This is a genomic window from Vibrio phycocola (genome assembly GCF_054404255.1).
Genome location: NZ_JBTAMQ010000001.1, coordinates 619,859 through 640,541 on the forward strand (window position 1 = coordinate 619,859; position 20,683 = coordinate 640,541).

17 protein-coding genes are annotated in these 20,683 nt (G+C 42.5%); 8 read left to right on the top strand and 9 right to left on the bottom strand.

Going from position 1 to position 20,683, the window contains the following annotated elements; translation table 11 throughout:
• Positions 1-46 precede the first annotated feature (46 nt).
• Entirely contained in the window at positions 47-823 is a 777-nt protein-coding gene (locus ACXJY6_RS03020; protein WP_458767328.1) for a transporter substrate-binding domain-containing protein, read from the top strand.
• A gap of 142 nt (positions 824-965) precedes the next feature.
• Here the strand turns inward: ACXJY6_RS03020 and nhaC are convergent, their stop codons facing one another.
• The 7 genes from nhaC to ACXJY6_RS03055 all read right to left on the bottom strand — a co-directional run bounded on the left by nhaC (position 966) and on the right by ACXJY6_RS03055 (position 9,652).
• Positions 966-2,411: a Na+/H+ antiporter NhaC gene (gene nhaC, locus ACXJY6_RS03025; RefSeq protein ID WP_458767329.1), complete on the bottom strand. Its 1,446-nt coding sequence runs from the start codon at positions 2,409-2,411 to the stop codon at positions 966-968.
• Between the two features lie 93 nt (positions 2,412-2,504).
• Positions 2,505-3,500 carry a succinylglutamate desuccinylase gene (astE, locus tag ACXJY6_RS03030; RefSeq protein WP_458767330.1) on the bottom strand — a complete coding sequence of 332 codons (996 nt, stop codon included), beginning with the start codon at positions 3,498-3,500 and terminating at the stop codon, positions 2,505-2,507.
• Between the two features lie 7 nt (positions 3,501-3,507).
• Entirely contained in the window at positions 3,508-4,851 is a 1,344-nt protein-coding gene (astB, locus tag ACXJY6_RS03035; protein ID WP_458767332.1) for an N-succinylarginine dihydrolase, read from the bottom strand.
• Between the two features lie 17 nt (positions 4,852-4,868).
• A complete protein-coding gene (gene astD, locus ACXJY6_RS03040; RefSeq protein ID WP_458767333.1) occupies positions 4,869-6,341 on the bottom strand; it encodes a succinylglutamate-semialdehyde dehydrogenase in 1,473 nt (490 codons plus the stop codon).
• Entirely contained in the window at positions 6,338-7,387 is a 1,050-nt protein-coding gene (astA, locus tag ACXJY6_RS03045; protein ID WP_458767334.1) for an arginine N-succinyltransferase, read from the bottom strand. The genes astD and astA overlap by 4 nt, the downstream gene beginning before the upstream one ends.
• Positions 7,388-7,391: 4 nt before the next feature.
• Positions 7,392-8,435: an arginine N-succinyltransferase gene (locus ACXJY6_RS03050; RefSeq protein WP_458767335.1), complete on the bottom strand. Its 1,044-nt coding sequence runs from the start codon at positions 8,433-8,435 to the stop codon at positions 7,392-7,394.
• A complete protein-coding gene (locus ACXJY6_RS03055) occupies positions 8,432-9,652 on the bottom strand; it encodes a bifunctional succinylornithine transaminase/acetylornithine transaminase (protein WP_458767336.1) in 1,221 nt (406 codons plus the stop codon). The genes ACXJY6_RS03050 and ACXJY6_RS03055 overlap by 4 nt, the downstream gene beginning before the upstream one ends.
• 565 nt (positions 9,653-10,217) lie before the next feature.
• Here ACXJY6_RS03055 and ACXJY6_RS03060 point away from each other — a divergent pair.
• Together ACXJY6_RS03060 and msrB are read left to right on the top strand one after the other, a co-directional pair.
• The gene (locus ACXJY6_RS03060; RefSeq protein WP_456050516.1) at positions 10,218-10,691 is read left to right on the top strand and encodes an Lrp/AsnC family transcriptional regulator; all 474 of its coding nucleotides are present in this window, start codon (positions 10,218-10,220) and stop codon (positions 10,689-10,691) included.
• A 253-nt stretch (positions 10,692-10,944) separates the two neighbouring features.
• The gene (msrB, locus tag ACXJY6_RS03065) at positions 10,945-12,021 is read left to right on the top strand and encodes a peptide-methionine (R)-S-oxide reductase MsrB (protein ID WP_458767425.1); all 1,077 of its coding nucleotides are present in this window, start codon (positions 10,945-10,947) and stop codon (positions 12,019-12,021) included.
• Positions 12,022-12,067: 46 nt separating this feature from the next.
• On the opposite strand, the gene ACXJY6_RS03070 is transcribed toward msrB, so the two are convergent.
• Positions 12,068-12,964, bottom strand: coding sequence for a LysR family transcriptional regulator (locus ACXJY6_RS03070; protein WP_458767337.1), 897 nt, complete (start codon positions 12,962-12,964; stop codon positions 12,068-12,070).
• 102 nt (positions 12,965-13,066) lie between these two features.
• Here ACXJY6_RS03070 and ACXJY6_RS03075 point away from each other — a divergent pair, with 102 nt between their 5' ends.
• Positions 13,067-13,681, top strand: coding sequence for a glutathione S-transferase family protein (locus ACXJY6_RS03075; protein ID WP_458767338.1), 615 nt, complete (start codon positions 13,067-13,069; stop codon positions 13,679-13,681).
• 148 nt (positions 13,682-13,829) lie between these two features.
• Here the strand turns inward: ACXJY6_RS03075 and ACXJY6_RS03080 are convergent, their stop codons facing one another.
• Positions 13,830-16,067 carry a putative bifunctional diguanylate cyclase/phosphodiesterase gene (locus ACXJY6_RS03080; protein ID WP_458767339.1) on the bottom strand — a complete coding sequence of 746 codons (2,238 nt, stop codon included), beginning with the start codon at positions 16,065-16,067 and terminating at the stop codon, positions 13,830-13,832.
• Positions 16,068-16,604: 537 nt separating this feature from the next.
• Between ACXJY6_RS03080 and ACXJY6_RS03085 the strand changes: the two genes are divergently transcribed.
• From ACXJY6_RS03085 to ACXJY6_RS03100, 4 genes are all read left to right on the top strand, one after another.
• Positions 16,605-17,993: a ferredoxin reductase family protein gene (locus tag ACXJY6_RS03085; RefSeq protein WP_458767340.1), complete on the top strand. Its 1,389-nt coding sequence runs from the start codon at positions 16,605-16,607 to the stop codon at positions 17,991-17,993.
• Positions 17,994-18,016: 23 nt separating this feature from the next.
• Positions 18,017-18,232, top strand: coding sequence for a 4Fe-4S dicluster domain-containing protein (locus ACXJY6_RS03090; protein WP_456050510.1), 216 nt, complete (start codon positions 18,017-18,019; stop codon positions 18,230-18,232).
• Between the two features lie 4 nt (positions 18,233-18,236).
• The gene (locus ACXJY6_RS03095; RefSeq protein ID WP_456050509.1) at positions 18,237-20,006 is read left to right on the top strand and encodes an FAD-binding protein; all 1,770 of its coding nucleotides are present in this window, start codon (positions 18,237-18,239) and stop codon (positions 20,004-20,006) included.
• Positions 20,007-20,256: 250 nt separating this feature from the next.
• Positions 20,257-20,679 (top strand): RrF2 family transcriptional regulator, encoded by a 423-nt coding sequence (locus ACXJY6_RS03100; RefSeq protein WP_458767341.1) that lies wholly within the window; start codon positions 20,257-20,259, stop codon positions 20,677-20,679.
• The last annotated feature ends 4 nt before the right edge of the window (positions 20,680-20,683 follow it).

Consider the following 20,683-nt stretch of genomic DNA (forward strand, 5'->3'; position numbering starts at 1 on the left):
ACTGGGCGTAAATCTATTAAATACTCTTTACCAAAAAGGAATTACCATGAAAAAGTGGATCATACTGTTTTTCGCTGCAATGTTAAGTATAGGTAATGCTGCTGCCGAAACCAGCCGTTTACAAGAAATTCTAAATTCAGGTGTATTAAGAGTCGGCACTACTGGCGATTGGAACCCGATGACCGTGAAAGATCCTGTGACCAACAGCTACAATGGGTTTGATATCGACATCACCACGGAACTCGCCAAAGATTTGGGCGTAGAGGTCGAGTATGTTGCGGCCGATTGGAAAACCTTGGTCAACGGTATCACCGCGAATAAATACGACATGACCGGAAGTGCGTCGTTAAATATGTCTCGTGCTAAAGTTGCTGGTTACAGCCAACCATATTTTTACTTAGCATTTGTACCTGTTGTACAAAAGAATTCGTTGGATAAATTTTCCGATTGGAGCGATATCGACAAAGCTGATGTAAAAGTCGCGGCTACGTTAGGAACGGTTCAAGAGAAAATGGTGAAAGACTTTTTCCCAAATGCAGAGCATATCGTTATTGAAGCGCCAGCCCGTGATTTCCAAGAACTGTTAGCTCGTCGTGCAGATGTCTCTGTTACGTCTAATGTTGAAGCAGCAACCTTGATTGAACGCTTTAAGCAGTTGGCTATTGTACCGGTGAAAGAAGCACGTAAACCAACGCCTATTTCGATGCTTTTGCCGCAAAGTGACCAAGTTTGGATTAACTACATCAATCATTGGATTGAGTTAAAAACCACCCAAGGCTTCTTTGATGAGACAGCAGCGAAGTGGGGACTGAAGAGTCTTTAGGCGTTATTTAGACCAACATTAATCAAGACAGATTAAACCTTCGATAAACAAAAAATTCCGATACCAAGTTATTGATATCGGAATTTTATTATTTGAGTATTAGAGTTCTAACACATCAATAGACATTGGTGAGAGCAGCAACTTACGAATTGGAGTCTGCTAACTCTTGTTTTACTTCCATAGTGTCTTCTTTTTTGTCATCAATTCTAGTAATTGTCCATCCCATGACACCAAATAGAATCGTGACAAGCGGAGATAACCAACAGAAGAATGCGAACGGAAGGTAAGCAATCGTTGCTACACCAAGAGTCGCTGCTTGGTACGCACCGCCTGAGTTCCAAGGAATCAGGTTCGCCGTTACCGTCGCTGAATCTTCAACCGCTCGTGATAGGTTTTCGGGAGCCAATCCACGTTCTTCATAAGCGGATGCATAGGTACGCGCGCCCATAACAATCGACATATATTGATCACACAGAATCATGTTTGACACAACGCCCGTCGCGACTGTTGATGTGATCAATCCACCATCTGAACTTACTGAGGAAAGAACTTTATCGGCAATCACTTTCAATTGTCCAGTTCGTTCCATAACACCACCAAACATCATCGCTGATATCACGAGGCTTATGGTGTACATCATTGAATCCATACCGCCACGAGTTAGTAGCGAATCGACATCTTCGTTACCTGTTGCGCCTTCAAAACCATTAAATGCGGAATTCAAAAGAGACTCATAACTTGCATCTTGAAGACCAACGCCAATGATTGCAGCAGACAAAACACCTAGTGTGATACCTGGGATTGCAGGCATTTGCTTGTAAGAAACAAAACAAACCAATAAAGCAGGCAAAATCATCACGATGTTTATAGTGAAATTTTCGTCTAATAAAGTTAATACTGTGTTGATGCGTTCAATATTGCCTTCAGTGCTGCTGTAGTGCATCCCCAAGAATATTTCGATAATTAACGTTAACCCAATCGAAACGCCGGTGGTGTACGACATGTGCTTGATATGGGTGAAAAGATCCGTGCCCGCAAGTGCTGGCGCCATATTCGTGGTGTCCGAAAGCGGTGACATTTTGTCTCCAAAATACGCACCGGATAACACGGCTCCTGCAACAATTGGAAGTGGAAAACCAAGACCAGAACCTATTCCCATCAACGCAACGCCGACGGTACCTGTTGTTCCCCAACTAGTACCCGTAGCAAGAGAAGTAATGGCACAAATGATCACTGCAGAAGGAAGAAAAATTGATGGCGATAAAATGTTGAGACCGTAGTAAATCAGGGTCGGCACAACGCCCGCTAAGATCCAGACACCAATCAGGATCCCAACGATAATTAGAATGATCGTAGCCGGAAGAGCATTAGTAATTCCTTTAACCATTCCGTCTTGGATGTGTTGCCAAGTAAAACCACAGCGCAAAGCTATGATTGACGCAACGATTACCCCCATCAACATAGGAATTTGTGGGTCGAGGCCATAAATAACGATTGAAACGACGATGCCGACGACAAGTGATAGTAACGACACTATTGCTTCCCAAAAATGGGGGGATCTCGCGCCAGTTGGAATATCAGTATTCATATTTAACTCCCTTTAGAGTAATAATTAGTATCCGTTCATGTATATATCTGTGGTACTGAGTCAGCGATTTCGCTGGATTGTATTGCTCCTTATCTAGTTGATCATTGTTCTAAGTGCGGGTTCTTTTTCCAACAATAATCCTGCCCGAAAGCCGACGTTGACATGGTTATTTGGAAAAAGAATATATCCGGTTTCAGGTTGTACTCGATACTCGGCCTCACCATCACTTGTAAGGACGAAACCTTTTGGAAAAGCAGTGAAGTTTTTGACGTCATCGTCAACATTGAGCTTGAATTGAGGGCTTGTTTTGGTCAGAACTTCGGCGACTCGGTAGACCTGTAGCTCGCTACTGACCGCGTCTCGAGGAAGCACATCGCTAATTACGTCAATCAAGCCTTGTTCAATACGGTTAAATTGGCGTAAATCGTTGGCCCCAAAAGGTTTCGCTTTTCCGAGTTCTAAGGTGCAACTTGCGGCACCAAATTCATTGCTGCTGAAATAGCTAAACGTAGCCGAAGGCGCATGATTAATGACGAGCGCTTCAAGCCCCATACTTTGTAATAAGCTCAAACTTTCAGCGCAGTAGTTCCCCTCACGTAGGTAGGGTAATACACCGAACCGTAGGTGATGAGAAGATCGAATTGCAGTATGCAGGTCAAAATGATGGCGAATATGTTGTCGTTCAGCTGAGTAAAAATCGGTCATTACTTGCTGAATCTCTTGCGCTCGTTGTGTTTCGTAGCAAGGCTTGTAACGTAAATAATGGTCGCTAAATAAGCGATTCATATCAATGTTTAGATAACGCTTCTCGCTGCGCATCGCCTCGAGGTTTCCAATAATAACCATCAATCGAACCTTGAGAGCTTGATGACCCGAAAGAAGGTTAGAGACGAGCGATGAAACAATTTCGATGGGAGCCGTTTCATTACCATGAATGCCCACGGAAATAACGACACTTTTACGGGTTGTTGCGTTTGGTTCTAAGCTTATCATTCCGGGTGCTGGACGTGACCAAGTTAGGTATTCCGTTTGTCCCGAAGTCGAACTCATTTTATCACCTGTAAGCGTCTCTGCTAGAAAATCAAACATGGTACGATTAACCTTTTTGGAATGAATAAATCGAACCCAATTTCATTATTTGGGTCAATTCGTCAAGTGCATTTCGGTTTTCCATCAATAGCTGCGGATCAGATAAATCGGACTCATGAAGTTGATCGCGATAATGTTTATTAACCCACGTGGTGAGAGTCTGATATAAATCATCGTTCATTAAAGCGTGCTGATTAACGGCTTGAAGTTCTTGGTTATTTAATGCGACCCGTAAGCGTAAACAGGCAGGCCCGCCGCCATTACACATGCTTTCACGCAGATCAAACACTCGCACTTCATCTATCGGTGAATTGCCTTGTACCAGTTCTTTGAGGTAAGCCCAAACTCTAGGGTTAGCACGTGACTCTTCGGGTACCACAATCATCATCTTGCCGCCTTTTTTACTCAGAAGTTGGCTGTTAAATAGATATGTAGTTACCGCGTCACTCACGCTGACTTTATCGCTAGGTACTTGTATTGGTTCGAAATGTGTACCGAGGCTTCTCATCTTTCGGTCAATTTCTGCGAAAGCAGAAGCAGTATTGAGAAACGCTTCTTGATGGTGGAACAAGACATTGCCATTGCTCACCGAAATAACGTCGTTATGAAATACCCCTTTATCAATCACATCGGGATTTTGCTGGACGAACACGGTTTTTTCGCCATCTAACTGGTGTAACCGTGCAACGGCTTCACTCGCTTCTCGGGTTTGACGAGCGGGGTACTTTTGGGGTTCAACTTGTCCACCAAAAGCTTGACGCCCGTAGACAAACACTTCGACACCGGCTTTACCATAATCTGCACACAGACGGTTGTGGTTTGCAGCGCCTTCGTCACCAAATAGGCTTTGTTGTGGCAAAGCTCGGTGATGAGCGAAATGTTGTTCGCTGGAAAAAATCGATCTTAGGGAATTGCTTGTTGTCTGCTCTTCAATCGCGCGGTGAAACTTACAATTGAGATTCGCGACGGTAAAATGAACCTTGCCGTCGCCTGTGTCTGCCGAAGGAGATACCGTGGCAGCGTTGGCTACCCACATGGACGATGCTGAACTTACGTTCGCCAGTAATTGTGGAGCATGTTGCGCGGCTTTTTGCAACACAACACTATCTTCACCAGTAAACCCAAGCTGACGCAGTGTTTCGATGCACGGGCGATCTTGTGGAGGGAGTACGCCTTGCTTAAACCCGAGATCAGTGAGGGCTTTCATTTTATCCAACCCTTGCAACGCCGCGAGCTTGGGATTCGCGACCGCACTTTTATTTGATGTTGACGCGACATTACCAAACGACAATCCAGCGTAGTTATGCGTCAGACCAACCAGTCCATCGAAATTTACTTCATATGCAGACATAAACGCCTCCTTATTAATTAGTTAAAGTTTAAACCTGGGAGGTTTGTTTCTGGGCGCTGGATACGTTCGCTTTCCATCGAAGCCATCGGCCATGCACAGTAATCAGCGGCGTAATAGGCACTTGCTCTGTGATTTCCAGATGCGCCGATTCCACCAAATGGAGCGTTACTCGAAGCTCCAGTAAGCGGCTTATTCCAATTAACAATGCCAGCACGAGCTTCAATTAATAACTGCTCATAGAGATCGCGTTGCGTTGATATAAGCCCCATGGAAAGTCCATAACGGGTTTGATTTGCGATCTTTATGGCTTGGTTAAATTCTTCGTAACGAATTACCGTCAATAATGGACCGAAGTATTCTTCGTCGGGTAGCTTATCCACGTTGGTTACATCGATAATCGCTGGAGACAACATCGCTGCGCCTTCTTCTACGCGATTCATCTTAAGTAATGACGTACCACCAAGAGCGCACAGAGAATCTTGAGCGGCCAGAAGCGTATCCGCTGCTTGATTAGAAATGACAGCGCCCATGAAAGGCGCTGGCGTTGCGTCCCATTTACCTACGGAAATATCGCCAGAGACTTCGACAAGGCGATCGATGAATTGATCTCCTTCTTCCCCCTTAGGAACAAGTAAACGGCGAGCACAAGTACAGCGTTGTCCGGCACTCATATAGGCGGATTGAATGGTGATGTTGACTGCGGCATCTAAGTCATCATAGCTATCGATGATCAGTGCGTTATTTCCACCCATTTCCAGAGCGAGAATTTTTTCCGGTTGTCCTGCGAGCTGACGATGAAGTTGGTAACCTGTCCCTGCGCTTCCTGTGAAAAGAAGCCCATCAATGTCACTATGATTAGAGAGTGCAATTCCAGTTTCCTTAGCGCCTTGGATTAAGTTGATTACGCCATTAGGTAATCCTGACTTTTGCCAAATCTCTAAGGTAACTTGGGCGGTCCAAGGAGTCAGTTCGCTGGCTTTGAACACGACACAGTTACCCGCAAGTAACGCTGGTACTATATGACCATTCGGAAGGTGGCCCGGGAAATTGTATGGACCAAATACTGCTAATACACCGTGTGGACGATGCCTCAATACCGCTTGACCATCTGGGGTTGGGGTTATTTTGATTCCAGTACGTTCGTGAAAAGCCTGAATAGAAATTTTAACCTTGTTTATCATGGCTTGAACTTCGGTTTTTGCTTCCCATTCCGGTTTACCGGTTTCTTGTGCGATTACTCGACTAACACGTTCCGCATCATTAGACAGGTTTTGCGAGAAGGTTTCCAAAACCTTGATTCGGTCTTCTAAATCTTGCTTAGCCCAACTAGGAAATGCGGCTCGTGCCGCTACTACCGCTAAGTCAACTTCTTGCTCAGACGCAGCATTACCAGACCAAAGAACGGCATTAGAACTAGGGTTAGTTTTGTCTAAGTGCTCGCCAGTACCTGAAAGCCAGCTTCCATTAATAAAGTGAGTGAGAGTGCTCATAATTCTTTTTCCTTTTCAAATAATGGGACGACGCGTATTGAGTCTTGATTACTTACATTGAGGACATCTGCTTGCTCTGAGGTCAGATAAATATATTCGTCATCGATAGCGGGCTCACCGATAATGGCGCGAAATGTTAGGTATTGTTCATTCCCGATTAATAGCGTTTGCTTACCTGCCGATTGTGTGTCGCTTGATTCATTTGCCACAATTGAGACGCGTCGTAATTCACTTTTTCTTACGATGCGTAGGTCATCGGTGTAGGCTTCGAGAGTTGGACCTCCATCAAAGATATCGACGTATCCTTCATGGCGCAGTCCTTCGCTCTCGAGAATCTTCCGAGCGGGAATCGTGTTGGTATGAACTTCACCTATCACTTGTTGCGCGGCTTCACTTAAGAAATCGATATAAATAGCGTGCTTTGGCATTAGCTCAGCAATAAAGGATTTATTTCCTATTCCGGTTTGATAGTCCACTTCGTCAAATGAAAGATTAAAGAAGTGTTTACCGAATCCTTCCCAAAGAGGGGAGTTACCTTGTTCATCGGTATATCCACGCATTTCAGCAAAAAGTTTGTTTGAGAACAGTTCTTTAAACGCAGCAATGAATAAAAAGCGGCATTTTGACAGCAGATGGCCATTTTTATTCTTACGATAGTCGGGGTTTAGAAACAGAGTACAAAGCTCGCTATGTCCCGTATGATCATTGCTTAGGCTTAGCTTTTTCATCTTTCGGTAGATCCCGAGATCTTTTGAAGCGTGTACTTGAGTCCCTATGTGGAAGGTGTACCACGGGTCACCAAGGCCTATTGCGACTTCTATGGCACTTACACCAACCATTTCTCCGGTTTCTGAATCTTCTAAAACAAATAAATACCCTTGGTCACAGAGTGGAGCTGTTCCTTGCTGAGTTGCCAGCATTCGATCGATCCGATTAGTGATGTGTTTTTCATCATGGGGTAACGAGGTAAAACCAGTGCCGGTCACTTCAGCCATCTGTAAAAGGGTTTGCGTATCTCGTTTCTCTATCGGGCGTATGAACATCATGATGTTAGTTCCTCACCTGATTGTGTGGAAAATCAGTAAGCGCAACGGCATGCACCATTGTTCCGACTGGAAGTTTAAGTTCGGTTAGATCATCAGAACAAATGTGAAGTTGGTCGCCTTCAAGCACGCCATTAATCAAATAGGATTTAAATCCATCTTCATCCTTGATACCGACCATAAATGTCTTTGGCGTGTCGGACTTTTCATTGCTTACTAACTGAACTAATTTCGTTTGTTGAGTTAATAAAATATCTTTACGGCGGGCAGTTAGAATTGCCCCCGCATCAAAAATTTCGACGTAGTTGTCTGGGCCAAACCCCTGTTCAGTCAGCAGCGTATTCTGTAGAGCAGCACGCTCATGGATTAACCCAATGACGTCTTGCGCTTCATTGTGCATTAGCGTCACATACAGCGGGTGGTAAGGCATCATTTCAACGATGAACGTCTTTTCACGCGTACTGTTGTAATATTCGACCTGACTGTAGTCAATATCACAGAATTTACGGCCAACATGTTCCCAAAATGGCGCAGCACCGTGCTCATCAAAAATACCGGGTAACACCGCCATCCATTGGTCAGAAAACCGCTGTGGAGCGACTGACATATAGAGTAAACGCCCTAAGGTAATTACCGATGGGTAAAGGCTTTCGGCGAATTCAGGATCGATATAAAATGAGCAGAGCTGAGAATGGTCGCTGAGATCATGATTAAGGATTAACGCTTTAACTCGATTGTTTACGTTGAGCTTTCGAGAAGCGTGAATTTTGAATTCTGTCCGATATGAATAAAATGGTGCCTGATTTCCAGCTAGGGCATTGATACCGCCCGTACCAAGAAGCCGCCCAGTGCTTGAATCTTCTAATACAAAAAGATACGACTCATTGCTTGGCGCGGTCACGGCTTTGGCAAAAGATTGCTTCGATTGCTCTACCTTGCCCAAAAGATGGGTATGACTTTCTGGAAGCGTAGAAACGAGTGGCCCACTAGCATTGGCGAACCGTTCTAGGTAACAGATATCACTTGGCTGTGCAGGTCGCAGAACGATCATTGTTGTGCGCTCCCTAGCCACAGGTCTAACGCTGTGGTGAATCGTGCTAATCCCGCTTCGATGTCAGATAAAGGAATGTTGAGTGCCGGAGCGAATCTCAGGATATCTGGTCCCGCAATTAGCATCATCACGCCTTGCTCAGCAACAAGGTTAGAAATTTCCTTAGACTTGCCCTTGTGTTCTTCAACGAGTTCGCAACCAATCAATAAGCCGACTCCACGTATATCTTTGAAGACATTTCGCGATTGATTAATTTCGTTGAGACGAGAGAAGAAGTAATCTTGGCGCTCGATGACTCCTTGTAGAAATCCAGGTTGATTGACTTCATCAATAACGGCATTAGCCACCGCAGAAGCAAGAGGGTTGCCTCCGTATGTTGTGCCATGAGTCCCAACCGATAAAGTGGACGCTAATTTGTCAGTTGTTAGAAGCGCTCCGATTGGAAAACCACCACCTAGTGCTTTAGCGGAAGACAAAACATCTGGTACGACACCATAGTGCATGTAGGCGTAAAGGTGTCCAGTACGACCGACACCAGTTTGTACTTCATCGAATATCAATAGCGCGTCATGCTGGTCGCATAACTCGCGTAGTCCTTGTAAGAATGTTGGGTCAGCAGGAACGACGCCGCCTTCACCTTGAACGGGCTCTACGATTACCGCACACGTATTCGAATTTATTGCGGTTTTAGCTGCTTCCAAATCGTTAAATGGAACGTGGTTAATCCCACCCGGTAATGGCGCGAAATCTTGTGAATATTTAGGCTGTCCGCCCGCACTGACGGTGAACAGGGTACGACCATGAAAACCACTCTTGAAGGCAACGATTTCATTTTTGGTTTCACCGTACTTATCATTGCCATATTTACGAGCTAATTTAAGTGCAGCTTCATTCGCTTCAGCACCGGAATTGCAGAAGAAAACTTTATCCGCAAAGGTGTTTTCAACTAACTTTTTAGCTAGGGTCAACACTGGTTCATTAGTGTAACCATTGCCAAGGTGCCAAATACTGTCGGCTTGAGAAATGAGGGCTTGTTTTAGTTTTGGATGGTTATGCCCTAGGACATTAACTGCAATACCCGCGGTAAAGTCGATGTACTCTTTTCCTTGTTGATCGGTAATGATTGATCCTTCACCTTTCACAGGAATGAATGGAGCAGGTGAATAAGTAGGGACCAAATATTGATCAAAATCGCTTCGAGTTACTTCCTGTACCATGACTGTGCCTCTTAAATTGGTATTAACAAATCATTTAAATTAGCGCTGATGAAAACCGTTTCTAATGGAATATCAACACTGATCTTTCCCTATGAGTTTGTAGTATGAATTCAAAATATTGGTATTGCTAGAGCAGGGACTGTGCCAAAAATAGTTGCTGATTCATTAAGTTAAAAAAACAATGCGTACAATTGAACTTTATGCGATGGAGAAGAAAATGCTGAAATTAAATTCGCGTTTAAACGATTTGATGAAATTAAATGCAAAAATAAATTTACATGATTTTGTGAAGTGAAACGGGATTGCGACTTATTCAAACTATTTTGAGTAGTGATGGTGCGCGTAAGCACTATTCTAGTGCGATCAATGTAGAGTTGTAATAAATAAAGAATGTGAAATGCTGTCATGTTCCTGCTTAAAGCTTGCATTTTACGGTCATGACAATGGCATTGTTAAAATAGCGAATCAAAGAAACTGGATTTAATTAATTTAGGATTGTAAGGTTAAAATAGGATAAACCACCGATGTAGTGATACGTCATTAATGAACGTAGAAAGATAACTTAATGAAAAAACTAGATAAAATAGATTATAAAATTATCGAAATACTACAAAAAAACGGTCGTGTCACCAATCAAGAGCTTGCGCGACAGGTCGATCTTGCTCCAAGTTCTTGTTTACTTCGGCTTAGGAGTCTCGAGGAAGAGGGGGTGATTAGTGGCTATCACGCAAAAATAAACCTTCACTCTGTATGCCGCTTTGTAACCTGTATTACCAGTGTCAACTTAAAGAACCATACCTATCAAGAGTTTCAATCATTTAAAGCGCTCGTTGAATCAATTCCCGAAGTGGTTGAATACTATACGGTAAGTGGGGAATCTGATCTCATACTGAAAATTATTTGTCGTGATATGGCGGCGTATTTGGCGATAAACGATAGGTTAATCAGCAGTAAGGACTATTCAGCGACAATTAATAGTTACGTTGTAATGGAAGAGAACAAAACCTTTTCTGGTGTCGACTTAGATACGTTGATCTAAATGTTACTAAAACTCCAATAAACCCACCATAAATGTCAAAAAATGTAGCCCGTTATACTTGCTGTGATCGCGAATGTTAGTCTCGGGTGAAGTGAATTCAAAATATTTTTCAATTTTATGTAATATTCTTGTTTTAAGCACGTCTAACTAAGTACATAAACAGAAACCTTGGTTTAAGGAAATCAACATGAAGCAATTATCTAAATGGCTGTTCTCTTTCGGAGCATTATTGCCAATACTGGTTTTAGCTGTTATGCCGGATCGATCAGCAAACGCGGAAAGTAGTAATGCTATGCCAAAAGATAGCCAAGTTGCGACAATCGCGGGCGGCTGTTTCTGGTGTACCGAGTCCGACTTTGAAAAGCTTGAAGGTGTTTCCACTGTTGTCTCAGGATATGCTGGAGGGAGCGAAGAAACCGCGACTTACAAGCAGGTATCATCAGGAAAGTCTGGACATATCGAAGTTATTCAAGTCACCTATGACGGTGATGTATTAAGTTATGAACAAGTTATTGATTACCTATTTAGACATATGAATCCTACTGATGGTGACGGTTCTTTTGTTGACCGTGGTCCTCAATATCGTCCTGCAATTTTCTATCATAACGCGGAACAAAAAGCGATTGCAGAGCAGTTCATTCAAGATGTCGATGCAGCTAAGATCTACCCAGATCCAATCGCCACTGAACTGATCGAATATACCGAGTTTTTCCCTGCTGAAGAGTACCATCAGGATTACTATAAGAAGAGCAGTATTCGTTATAAGTACTACCGTCATGCTTCAGGACGCGACCAATACCTAGATGATTTATTTGGCGAAGATCGCATTAAAAACCCAGTGACATTGCGTCAAATGATCGATCAAAAAAATCAATCATCAGCGGTAAAGCAATACACTAAACCAACCGACAACGAGATTCGTAAGTCGCTGACTTCTTTACAGTATGAGGTAACTCAAAATGACGCAACCGAGCGTCCGTTTGACAATCTTTATTGGGATAATAAAGAGGCGGGTATCTATGTTGATATCGTGACAGGTGAGCCGTTATTTTCTTCAACAGACAAGTACAAATCGGGAACCGGTTGGCCAAGTTTTACTAAGCCTCTTAATGAAGCGTATGTCGTCACGACAACCGATTACAAACTGTTTTATCCAAGAACTGAGGTGAGAAGTCGCTTTGGAGATTCTCACTTAGGACATGTGTTCGAGGATGGCCCAAAGCCGACGGGATTACGCTATTGCATGAACTCTGCTTCTCTGCGCTTTGTACCTGCTGATCAGTTAGAGAAAGAAGGCTACGGCGAATATCTAAATTTATTTCAAGCATAAAAATATCCGTGACATTGATTTAATTTAAGCCATCTTAAATAGGTATTTAAGATGGCTTTTTACTCAGTTTTTCAACCACAAAATCAAGAAATACTCGTACTCTCTTCGGTTGATAGTCTCCACCTCGGAACAGAGCATTTATGGGGAAATGCAATGGTTCAAAGCCAATATCTAACTTTTGTAGACGACCAGATTTAACATAGCGCGCCGCGATAATATCGGATTGATAGCTGACTCCCATCTCAGATAACGTCAATTGTCGGATCAGGCGTGGGTTATTACTCCGAAATACACTGCGTACAGCCATGGTTGTTATTTCAGAATGTTGATTTAAACAAGAGGTAATAGGCCACCGAGCGGTAGGGTGAAGGTTGTTATCGATAAGACATGGGAGTTGCGCTAGATCAAGGTCGCTTTGACACAACTGCGCCAGTTCAGGTGCGGCATATAATGAACTCTGAGTTGTCATAATCTTACGACAGTTAAGGCTAGAATCGTCGAGCTCACTGGCGCGAAATGCAATATCAATTGCGTTTTCCACCAAATCGAGTTTTTGATTGGTAACGATAATATCGATCTCTACGTCGGGATAACGATGATGAAATTCGGGAATTATTGGGCTTAGTAACTCCTCTGCAAAACCTTGAGAAGCCGTGACACGTAATGGCCCAGAAGCGATGTTATGACTTAAATCGAGTTGGCTATACAATTTATCGACTTGCAATAATACCTGCTGTGCTTGAAGGTAATATTGCTTACCCGCTTGTTCAATAGACAACTTACGAGTGGTTCGATTGAACAGTTTAGCCCCGATCTGTTTCTCGACTTGATTAACGTATTTAGACGTCAGCGATTTTGAAATACCTAAACGCTCCGCAGCAGCAGTGAATGAGCCGGTTTCAATTACCGCAACCATTGTTCTCATCCCATCAATAGTGTCCATAGATTATCAACAATTTGGAAATTATCATTCCATAGTAGCGGGGTTTTTATTCATGGCAAGTTGTACTTTAATAGTCACTAGATAATTAAACAGGAAAATACAATGATAAAACTGTATTGGCACCCGATGTCTGGGCATGCACACCGAGCCCATATGTTGTTGAGTATGCTCGAATTAGATTTTGAATTGATTGAGGTAGACTTACTCGCCGGCGAACAGCAACAACCTGAATTTTTGGCGCTGAATCCTTTTGGTCAGGTTCCAGTGTTAGTGGATGGCGAAGCGGTTATTTTTGATTCAAATGCGATATTGGTATATTTGGCCAGCGTTTATGACGAACAGCAGACGTGGCTTCCTCAGTCTCCAGTCGAGCGTGCGCATATTGAACAGTTTCTTTCATTAGCCGCGAATCGTTTAGCTGGTAATGTCGCTAAATTGCGCTGGGCAAATCTATTTGATCGTGACCTTGATAGAGAAACGTTAACTGAGCAAGCCAATAAACTGTTCACTGAACTGCAAGGGTATCTGAAGAACCGAGAATGGTTGGTGGGTGATGTTCCTACAATTGCGGATCTGGCATTTTATTCCTATACCAAGTTAGCTCCTGAAGGCGGAATTAATTTGGCGGATTTTCCACGAGTAGAAGAGTGGCTAGAACGAGTAGAAACCCTCTCAGGTTTTGTACCAATGAATCTTTCAAATGTCGGACTGCGGTAGGAAAAATAGTTTAGTGGTGTGGGTTTAGATAAATAGTGAGTAGAGAGGTAGCTGTTAACACGCTACCTTAATCGCTTATACTTGTACGGAAACTTTACAGAATAGGAGGGAGTGAACGACTTGTTAGATCTAATTACATGGAATCGCTTTACGATTGGTCATTAAAACTGTTGATGAAGTGGATTGTTTCATCAGCGTTCATTGGTTTAGCAAAATAATATCCTTGAAATAGGTCGCAATCGCATTGTTTTAGAATTTCGTATTGCTCCTTGGTTTCGACACCTTCCGCGACACTTTTCATATTAAGTTGTTTGGCGAGTTTCAAGATGGTTTGCACAAGTGATAACGACTTTTGTTCATTCGTCATGGTCATAACAAAAGAACGGTCAATTTTGAGCTCGCTAATCTCGAGCTTCTTAAGTACCGATAAAGAGGAATAACCGGTCCCAAAATCATCTAGTGACAGCCTTATCCCATAGAACTCAAGTTGCTTACAAACCGGTCTGATATGTTGATTGTCGTCGATAAAAATAGACTCTGTCACCTCAACAATGATGGATGAACCACTAATACCATACTTCGTCATACCATCAACAATGAAGCGCAGAAATCGTTTATCCGACAACTGCTGTATTGATACATTAAGTGACAACGATAATGGGCTAGATACATGCTCTTGAATATAGGAAAAGTCTCTAAATGACTTATCGATGATGAGGAAGCCTAAATCATTCATTTGCCCAGTGACTTCCGCTACATGGATAAACTTGTCCGGAGCAATCATTCCAAATTGTTCATCTTTCCATCTGGCAAGGGATTCTAACGATTGAACTTGTCCATGACGGTTAATCTGAGGTTGAAAAACCATAAAAGGAAGGTTTTCCTCAATGGCTCCACGTAATAGTTTTCCGATCTGAACTCGAGATTGATAACGCGCTAAAATACTTGAGGAGAGTGATGTTACGGAATTTCGAGACTTCTTGGCGTCCGATAAAGCGATGTCAGCCGACATCATCAAATCGTGATAGTCTTCGCCGTGTTCTGGGTAAGACACAATACCGACACTTGCCGTAATGGAAATGTGAGATGATTCGAGTAAATACGGTTCGGTGAGTATGGCTTGTAAGGAATCACCATAACTCACTGGCGAGTGTTCTCCAATATCAGGTGTGATTAGCAAAAATCTATTGGCATACTCCCGAACAACTAACGCATCTTTTCCCGCTTCAGACATGAGCCTCTGTGCAATTTTTATCAGAAGAGTGTCACCTACGGAGTAACCAAAGCCTTCATTTATATCTTTGAATTTATCCACATCGATATAATAAAGCGTTGCCACTTTATGGGTTGCTAACCAATCATTCAAATTGTTTTTCAAGTAGACTCGGTTAGGTAGATAGGTGATGTGATCGTGCTCGAGTTGATGTAATAGAGTGTCCTCATTTCTGGCTTCTATACGATTTATATATCGAGTCAAACCATAAAATATGATAAGCAAACCAATAATACCGAAGGTGAGTGGCAATTGTTTTTTAGCATAGGTTGCAACTAACTGTGAGGTTGGAATTGTAGAAACAAACCACAGGCGTAGTTCTGGCATAAAAAATATTACCGCTTGATACGATTTGCCGTCTTTCGTTACGGTTGTAATTTCCGTTTGGTGTCGATTGAATGAATTATGACTAGAAATTTGATTGAAATACGACTCAGGGACTTTTTTGGATAAATCAGAATAGATGGATCGTATAGAAAACTGTAAATATTGGTCTTCTCTAATTATTTCATAAGAGTGGTACGCTTCATTACCTATTTTTTCAAAAAATAGCGGCATATTTTCAAATACAATCCCTGATGTTACGGCTAATAGGGGAGTGTTACTGTCCTTGATTCGACCAACATATCGTCCAAAAGGGATGACGGACTCCGTAGCGCCTTCGACTAAACTTACGTGACTACGCTTCATGATCGTGCCGTTGGGTAATTTGCTTTGTCTAAATAATTGAAGCGGATTGTCTTTATTTCGGTCGGGATGATGAGGAGTGAAGTTTGAGCTCGCGGCGATAAATGTACCATCCATCGTCATTACGGAAAGCGCTTTGATCCAAGAGTGTTGTTGCACTAGTTTGTCAATCAAAGGGTAATGAAAGTCATCTTCTGTAAGTTCAATTGAAATGAGATGCTCGCCCAATAGATCGAAGCTTGAGGAAATCTGAGAGAAAAATGCTGATGTAGAATCGGTAAATAGGGTTAAATGAGAATGTTGGTATTTTGCCGATTCCTCTTTTACCTGCTGCCACTCTTCTACCGAGTAAAATAAAAATGCGACACTCGTCGTAAGAGAAACCAGAATGAAAATGAGCCCAAAATGTTTTCTTAAGTTCATCATACCCGACTCGTTAGTTCAAAAGCTACTTTATAAACATAGCACGTTAAATGCGCGATACCATCTTAGATTCATATAAATGCTAACTTAGTTAAAACACTATCCAGCAACCCACACCGTTACCCATGACTCGACGAAATATCCAAGTGATAAATTAATTACTCTAATGAATGTTTTTTGCTTAATTCAAAAGATGTTTGTTTGCCTGTAGTGAAGACATTTAATTAAAGTTAAATAGATTTTTTAGATTGTTAATTTAAATAATTCTTATTACGAATATATATAGCTTCTAAGGAAGCTGGATATACCTTTTATTTATCGTATTCATTTAGCAATTTTTTCATTTAATGAAATCCAGATCATATTTCACTTATATATTTTGTGGTTTTATCTAAACTAAACCGATCGTTAACCCTTGATGACTTAGCGTTTCTATGTAATCGGATAAGTGCGTTTTTACGCAACATTAAAAGCCGATATATAAAAAGGTCACTTAATCTAATCGGAATATTTATTCACTTTGACACATGGAAACAACAGATGAATACAGAAGCAATCTCTTTAGATACCTCTAAACCCAAGCCGAGTCGTTTTAAATTGCATATTAAGCATAAGAAGCTGCTTGCGTTATACGCTATTTTATTAGTCATTCCATTTCTTGTTACTTTATCTCTCGACATGGATGGAAAAGGTTTCTACTTAAGTGCGATCAGTATTTTTAATGTCATCTTCATGATGGCGTTTTTCGTACAGTTCCCTTTGGGTAGCCGTGTAAAACAAATCTCATTATTCGCAAATATTGATTGGAGCATGTCCAAGCATAAAAAAGTTGGTCAGTGGATTGGGATTTTCTTCTTTCTTCACCCTTTGTTTATTTTAGCCCCAAAATTCTTTCAGTCTGTCGATGATGGCATTCGAAGCGTTATTGAGATCGTTGTTGCACCGCAGATGCTAACAGGTCTTATTGCATGGGTTGCAATGATTTTATGGGTACTCACAGCTGTATTTAAGAATCGCCTTAGAATGAGCTACGAAACCTGGCGCCTGACTCACTTAGTCGGCTTTGTTGTCATTGCCGTTTTAGCTACTTTACACATCACCACCGTGGGCAGTCATGGTCAATTTAGCGGTGCGTTTAATGCGATTTGGTGGTTACTTTGTGTTTCTTCAGTGCTACTCGTGGCTTACAACCATATTACTAAGAAACGCATGATTCTGGCTAAGCCGTTTACCTTAGTCGACATAAAGAAAGTCAGTAGTAGAGATTGGAAGGTTGTATTAGAGAAAAATAGCAACGACGATTTCTCTTTTGAGGCAGGACAGTTCGTGTGGATTAATACTGAAAGTTCAGTGTTCAACTTGAATGACCACCCATTTTCAATCGCATCAAGCACCGATGAACTTCCTCGCTTTTCAATGGTGATCAGAGAACTAGGTGATTATACATCTCAGCTCAACACGCTATCTATTGGTCAAGAAGTGTTTGTTGATGGCCCATACGGAAGCATGGGTTTAAATGAAAGCAAAGATGCAGATTCCATCGTTCTTATCGCAGGAGGGGCGGGGATCGGACCAATGTTAAGTCTATTAAGCGAACTTGCCGCGAATAAAGATCCACGTCCGATACGTCTGATTTACGGTAATGGTGATTATCAACAGATGTCGCTACAGGATGAGGTTAAGAAACTGGAATCAGAGATGCCCGACTTTAGTCAACAACTGGTGTGTATGGAGGTCGGTGATGAACCCGATGTTCGCAAAGGTTTTGTTGATCAGGAATGTATCCAATCCGTCCTTCAAACGATAAATGGAACCAATCACAGTGTGTATCTATGTGGTCCTGAAGGCATGATTGCATCGGTACAGAAAAGTCTTGAAGCAAGCGGCATTCCTACCGCAGACATTCACTTCGAACAGATCTCATTTTAAATACAGGTTTTTGAGGAAACGATATGCCAATTAGTCAAATATCAGGTTGCATAGGGTGTAAGACCTGTGTTGAAAGTTGTCCAACAGATGTTATTCAGTTTGACGAGAACAAGAAAGTCGCCGTGATCACTTATCCGGAAGATTGTCAGATCTGTCATTTATGCAGACTGTATTGTCCAGTGGGGGCGATAACCATCACTCCTGAAAAAACATTACCCGTTATGGTTTCTTGGAGGTAGTAACATGAGTGATAAAACAAAAATATCTAGACGCCAGTTTATTGGTGTTGCCGGTGGCGTAATTGGTGCTTCAATGCTTGCATCTTCAGCTTTTGCAGCAGGTCGGCCAGTAGAAAATAAGCCCACAATCAAGGTAGAAGATTACACTCAAGAGAACCATGAAACTGACGTGCTCGTTATCGGTGGTGGCTTTGCAGGTCTGTTCGCCGCGGTCAAAGCACACGACGCCGGCGCCAAAGTTATGATGGTGTCGAAAGGGCGCTTAGGCAGTTCAGGTTTAACGCCATTTGCGAAAGGCTTTTTTACTTATGATAAGTCCAATGCCGAAATAAGCATTGATGAGTTTGTCGCGCAAGTGTCGGAATCATCGATTCAAACTAATAACCCGGTATTTACTCGTCAGTTAGCAGAGCATTCACAAGCCAGAGCTGAAGAGCTGAAATCGTGGGGCTATTTTGATTCTCCTTTGTATAATAAGTCGTTCTCTAAGCCAATAAACGAGCGCGATATCCCTCTTCAAGAACGCGTGATGATTACCCACTTAATGAAAGAGAAGGGTCGCGTCGTCGGCGCTGCTGGCTTCAGTATGGATGAGAACAAAGTCATATTCTTTAATGCGAAAACCGTAGTACTTTGCACCGGTTCTGGAGGCTTTAAACCAAATGGCTTCCCAATGTGCGACCTGACTCACGACGGCACCATTATGGCTTATGATATTGGCGCAGTTGTGACGGGTAAAGAATGGAATGATGGTCACCCAGGTTCATCAGAAAACTCAGGGTCTAGTTATGATAACTGGCATGGATTGTTTGAAGATAAACCTCAGCTTAATGGTGTTGTGGTTAAACATCACCTAGGTGTTGATTCGAACTATGAAGCGTATACAAAAGGGGCTCCAATTGTTATGGGACCACCGCCTAAGCCAGGGGAGGCGGCGCAGGCGGTAGCGGCTCCAAGTGAAGGACCATATACCCCAGAAGCATTCGCTGATAAGAGTTTGCCAGGCATGGGGGGACCACCTCCGGGTATTGCTAGCTTGTTAGCTATGTTTGGAGAACCGCCTCAAGAGGGGCCTCCAGGCATGGGTGGTGAGCAAGTTGGGGGATCGACTGCAGGTATGGCGATTCACAAAGCAGAAGGTATCGTCCCTATTGATGAAACCGGCTTAAGTTCTATTCCGGGACTTTATGCGGCAGGTGATGCCTTAGGCTCATATATGTCAGGTGGTATTTATACTCAGATAGGAGGCTCGTCAGCGGGTTCTTGTGTTCAAGGTGCTATGGCTGGAGAAGCGGCTGCGAAGGCAAGTAAAGCCATCGAACAAATGGTCGCTAGTGATGCAAATAAAACCAAGATCAATGACGAAATTCTTGCTCCACTCAAAAGGGAGAGAGGGTACAGCCCAGCTTGGGTAACACAAGTATTACAAGGCGTGATGATTCCGAACTTTGTGCTCTATATTAAGAAAGAACGCATGATGCAAGGCGCGCTTGCTTATATTGAAGAATTGAAAGAGCATCATGCACCAATGTTGTTGGCAGAAGATCGTCACCAACTAAGATTGGCTCATGAAACCAAGAATATGATTCATACCGCTGAAATGAAACTAAGAGCGTCGATGATGAGAACTGAAAGCCGTTGTAGTCACTACCGCTTAGATTATCCAGAGGTGGATTATGAAAATTGGCAAGCTTGGATCAACATCCAAAAAGGTGAAAATGGCGAAATGGTATTAACCAAACAGCCATTCGACAAGTGGCCTGAGCTGGCTTAATGCTACATTAAAAAATGGATAAACCGGATAAAAGAATGCTCTCTTTTGTTCGGTTTATTGTTACAGATACTTCTTATCGTCACTATGTCACGTCATTTCATTAAATTTCTATCGTCTGTCCCGCGCTGAGAAGCGATCAAAAAGAGAAAGTTAATTACCAATATTAGGCGTTGTCGTGTTGTTTGCGTTGCTTTCTAATTAGGTATTCGAATACCTAAATACCTAAATACCTAAATACATAGAGGTAGGTGTGAATAGTTTAGTTAACATCTCTGAAGGCACATCTTTGGCAATTCATGGACTGGGATTGCTCGCGGAAATGGCTCCGAAACGCGTCAGTGTAAAGTACGCCGCAATGCGACTTTCTGCTTCTGAAGCGCACCTAGCAAAAGTGTTTGGAACATTACATAAAGCTGGTTGGGTAAGTTCGACGCGGGGTCCATCTGGTGGTTTTGCGCTGACCGTATCACCTAGCGATGTAAGTTTTCTCGATGTCTATGAGGTATTTCAAACAAAAATAAAAATGAACAGTTGTCCGTTAGGGCGGACGAGTTGTCCATTTAATAATTGTATGTTTGATGACCGTATTCACAAGCTAAACCTGCAAGTCTATAACACATTGAAAAAGACAACGATTACTGAATTGAACTCAGCTGCTGACATACGGACATAAGCCA

What these genes read in the sequence shown, in the direction of transcription:
- ACXJY6_RS03020 (WP_458767328.1), top strand. Translation starts at nt 47, where the DNA reads ATGAAAAAGTGGATCATACTGTTTTTCGCTGCAATGTTAAGTATAGGT.
- nhaC (WP_458767329.1), bottom strand. Translation starts at nt 2,411, where the DNA reads ATGAATACTGATATTCCAACTGGCGCGAGATCCCCCCATTTTTGGGAA.
- astE (WP_458767330.1), bottom strand. Translation starts at nt 3,500, where the DNA reads ATGTTTGATTTTCTAGCAGAGACGCTTACAGGTGATAAAATGAGTTCG.
- astB (WP_458767332.1), bottom strand. Translation starts at nt 4,851, where the DNA reads ATGTCTGCATATGAAGTAAATTTCGATGGACTGGTTGGTCTGACGCAT.
- astD (WP_458767333.1), bottom strand. Translation starts at nt 6,341, where the DNA reads ATGAGCACTCTCACTCACTTTATTAATGGAAGCTGGCTTTCAGGTACT.
- astA (WP_458767334.1), bottom strand. Translation starts at nt 7,387, where the DNA reads ATGATGTTCATACGCCCGATAGAGAAACGAGATACGCAAACCCTTTTA.
- ACXJY6_RS03050 (WP_458767335.1), bottom strand. Translation starts at nt 8,435, where the DNA reads ATGATCGTTCTGCGACCTGCACAGCCAAGTGATATCTGTTACCTAGAA.
- ACXJY6_RS03055 (WP_458767336.1), bottom strand. Translation starts at nt 9,652, where the DNA reads ATGGTACAGGAAGTAACTCGAAGCGATTTTGATCAATATTTGGTCCCT.
- ACXJY6_RS03060 (WP_456050516.1), top strand. Translation starts at nt 10,218, where the DNA reads ATGAAAAAACTAGATAAAATAGATTATAAAATTATCGAAATACTACAA.
- msrB (WP_458767425.1), top strand. Translation starts at nt 10,945, where the DNA reads ATGCCGGATCGATCAGCAAACGCGGAAAGTAGTAATGCTATGCCAAAA.
- ACXJY6_RS03070 (WP_458767337.1), bottom strand. Translation starts at nt 12,964, where the DNA reads ATGGACACTATTGATGGGATGAGAACAATGGTTGCGGTAATTGAAACC.
- ACXJY6_RS03075 (WP_458767338.1), top strand. Translation starts at nt 13,067, where the DNA reads ATGATAAAACTGTATTGGCACCCGATGTCTGGGCATGCACACCGAGCC.
- ACXJY6_RS03080 (WP_458767339.1), bottom strand. Translation starts at nt 16,067, where the DNA reads ATGATGAACTTAAGAAAACATTTTGGGCTCATTTTCATTCTGGTTTCT.
- ACXJY6_RS03085 (WP_458767340.1), top strand. Translation starts at nt 16,605, where the DNA reads ATGAATACAGAAGCAATCTCTTTAGATACCTCTAAACCCAAGCCGAGT.
- ACXJY6_RS03090 (WP_456050510.1), top strand. Translation starts at nt 18,017, where the DNA reads ATGCCAATTAGTCAAATATCAGGTTGCATAGGGTGTAAGACCTGTGTT.
- ACXJY6_RS03095 (WP_456050509.1), top strand. Translation starts at nt 18,237, where the DNA reads ATGAGTGATAAAACAAAAATATCTAGACGCCAGTTTATTGGTGTTGCC.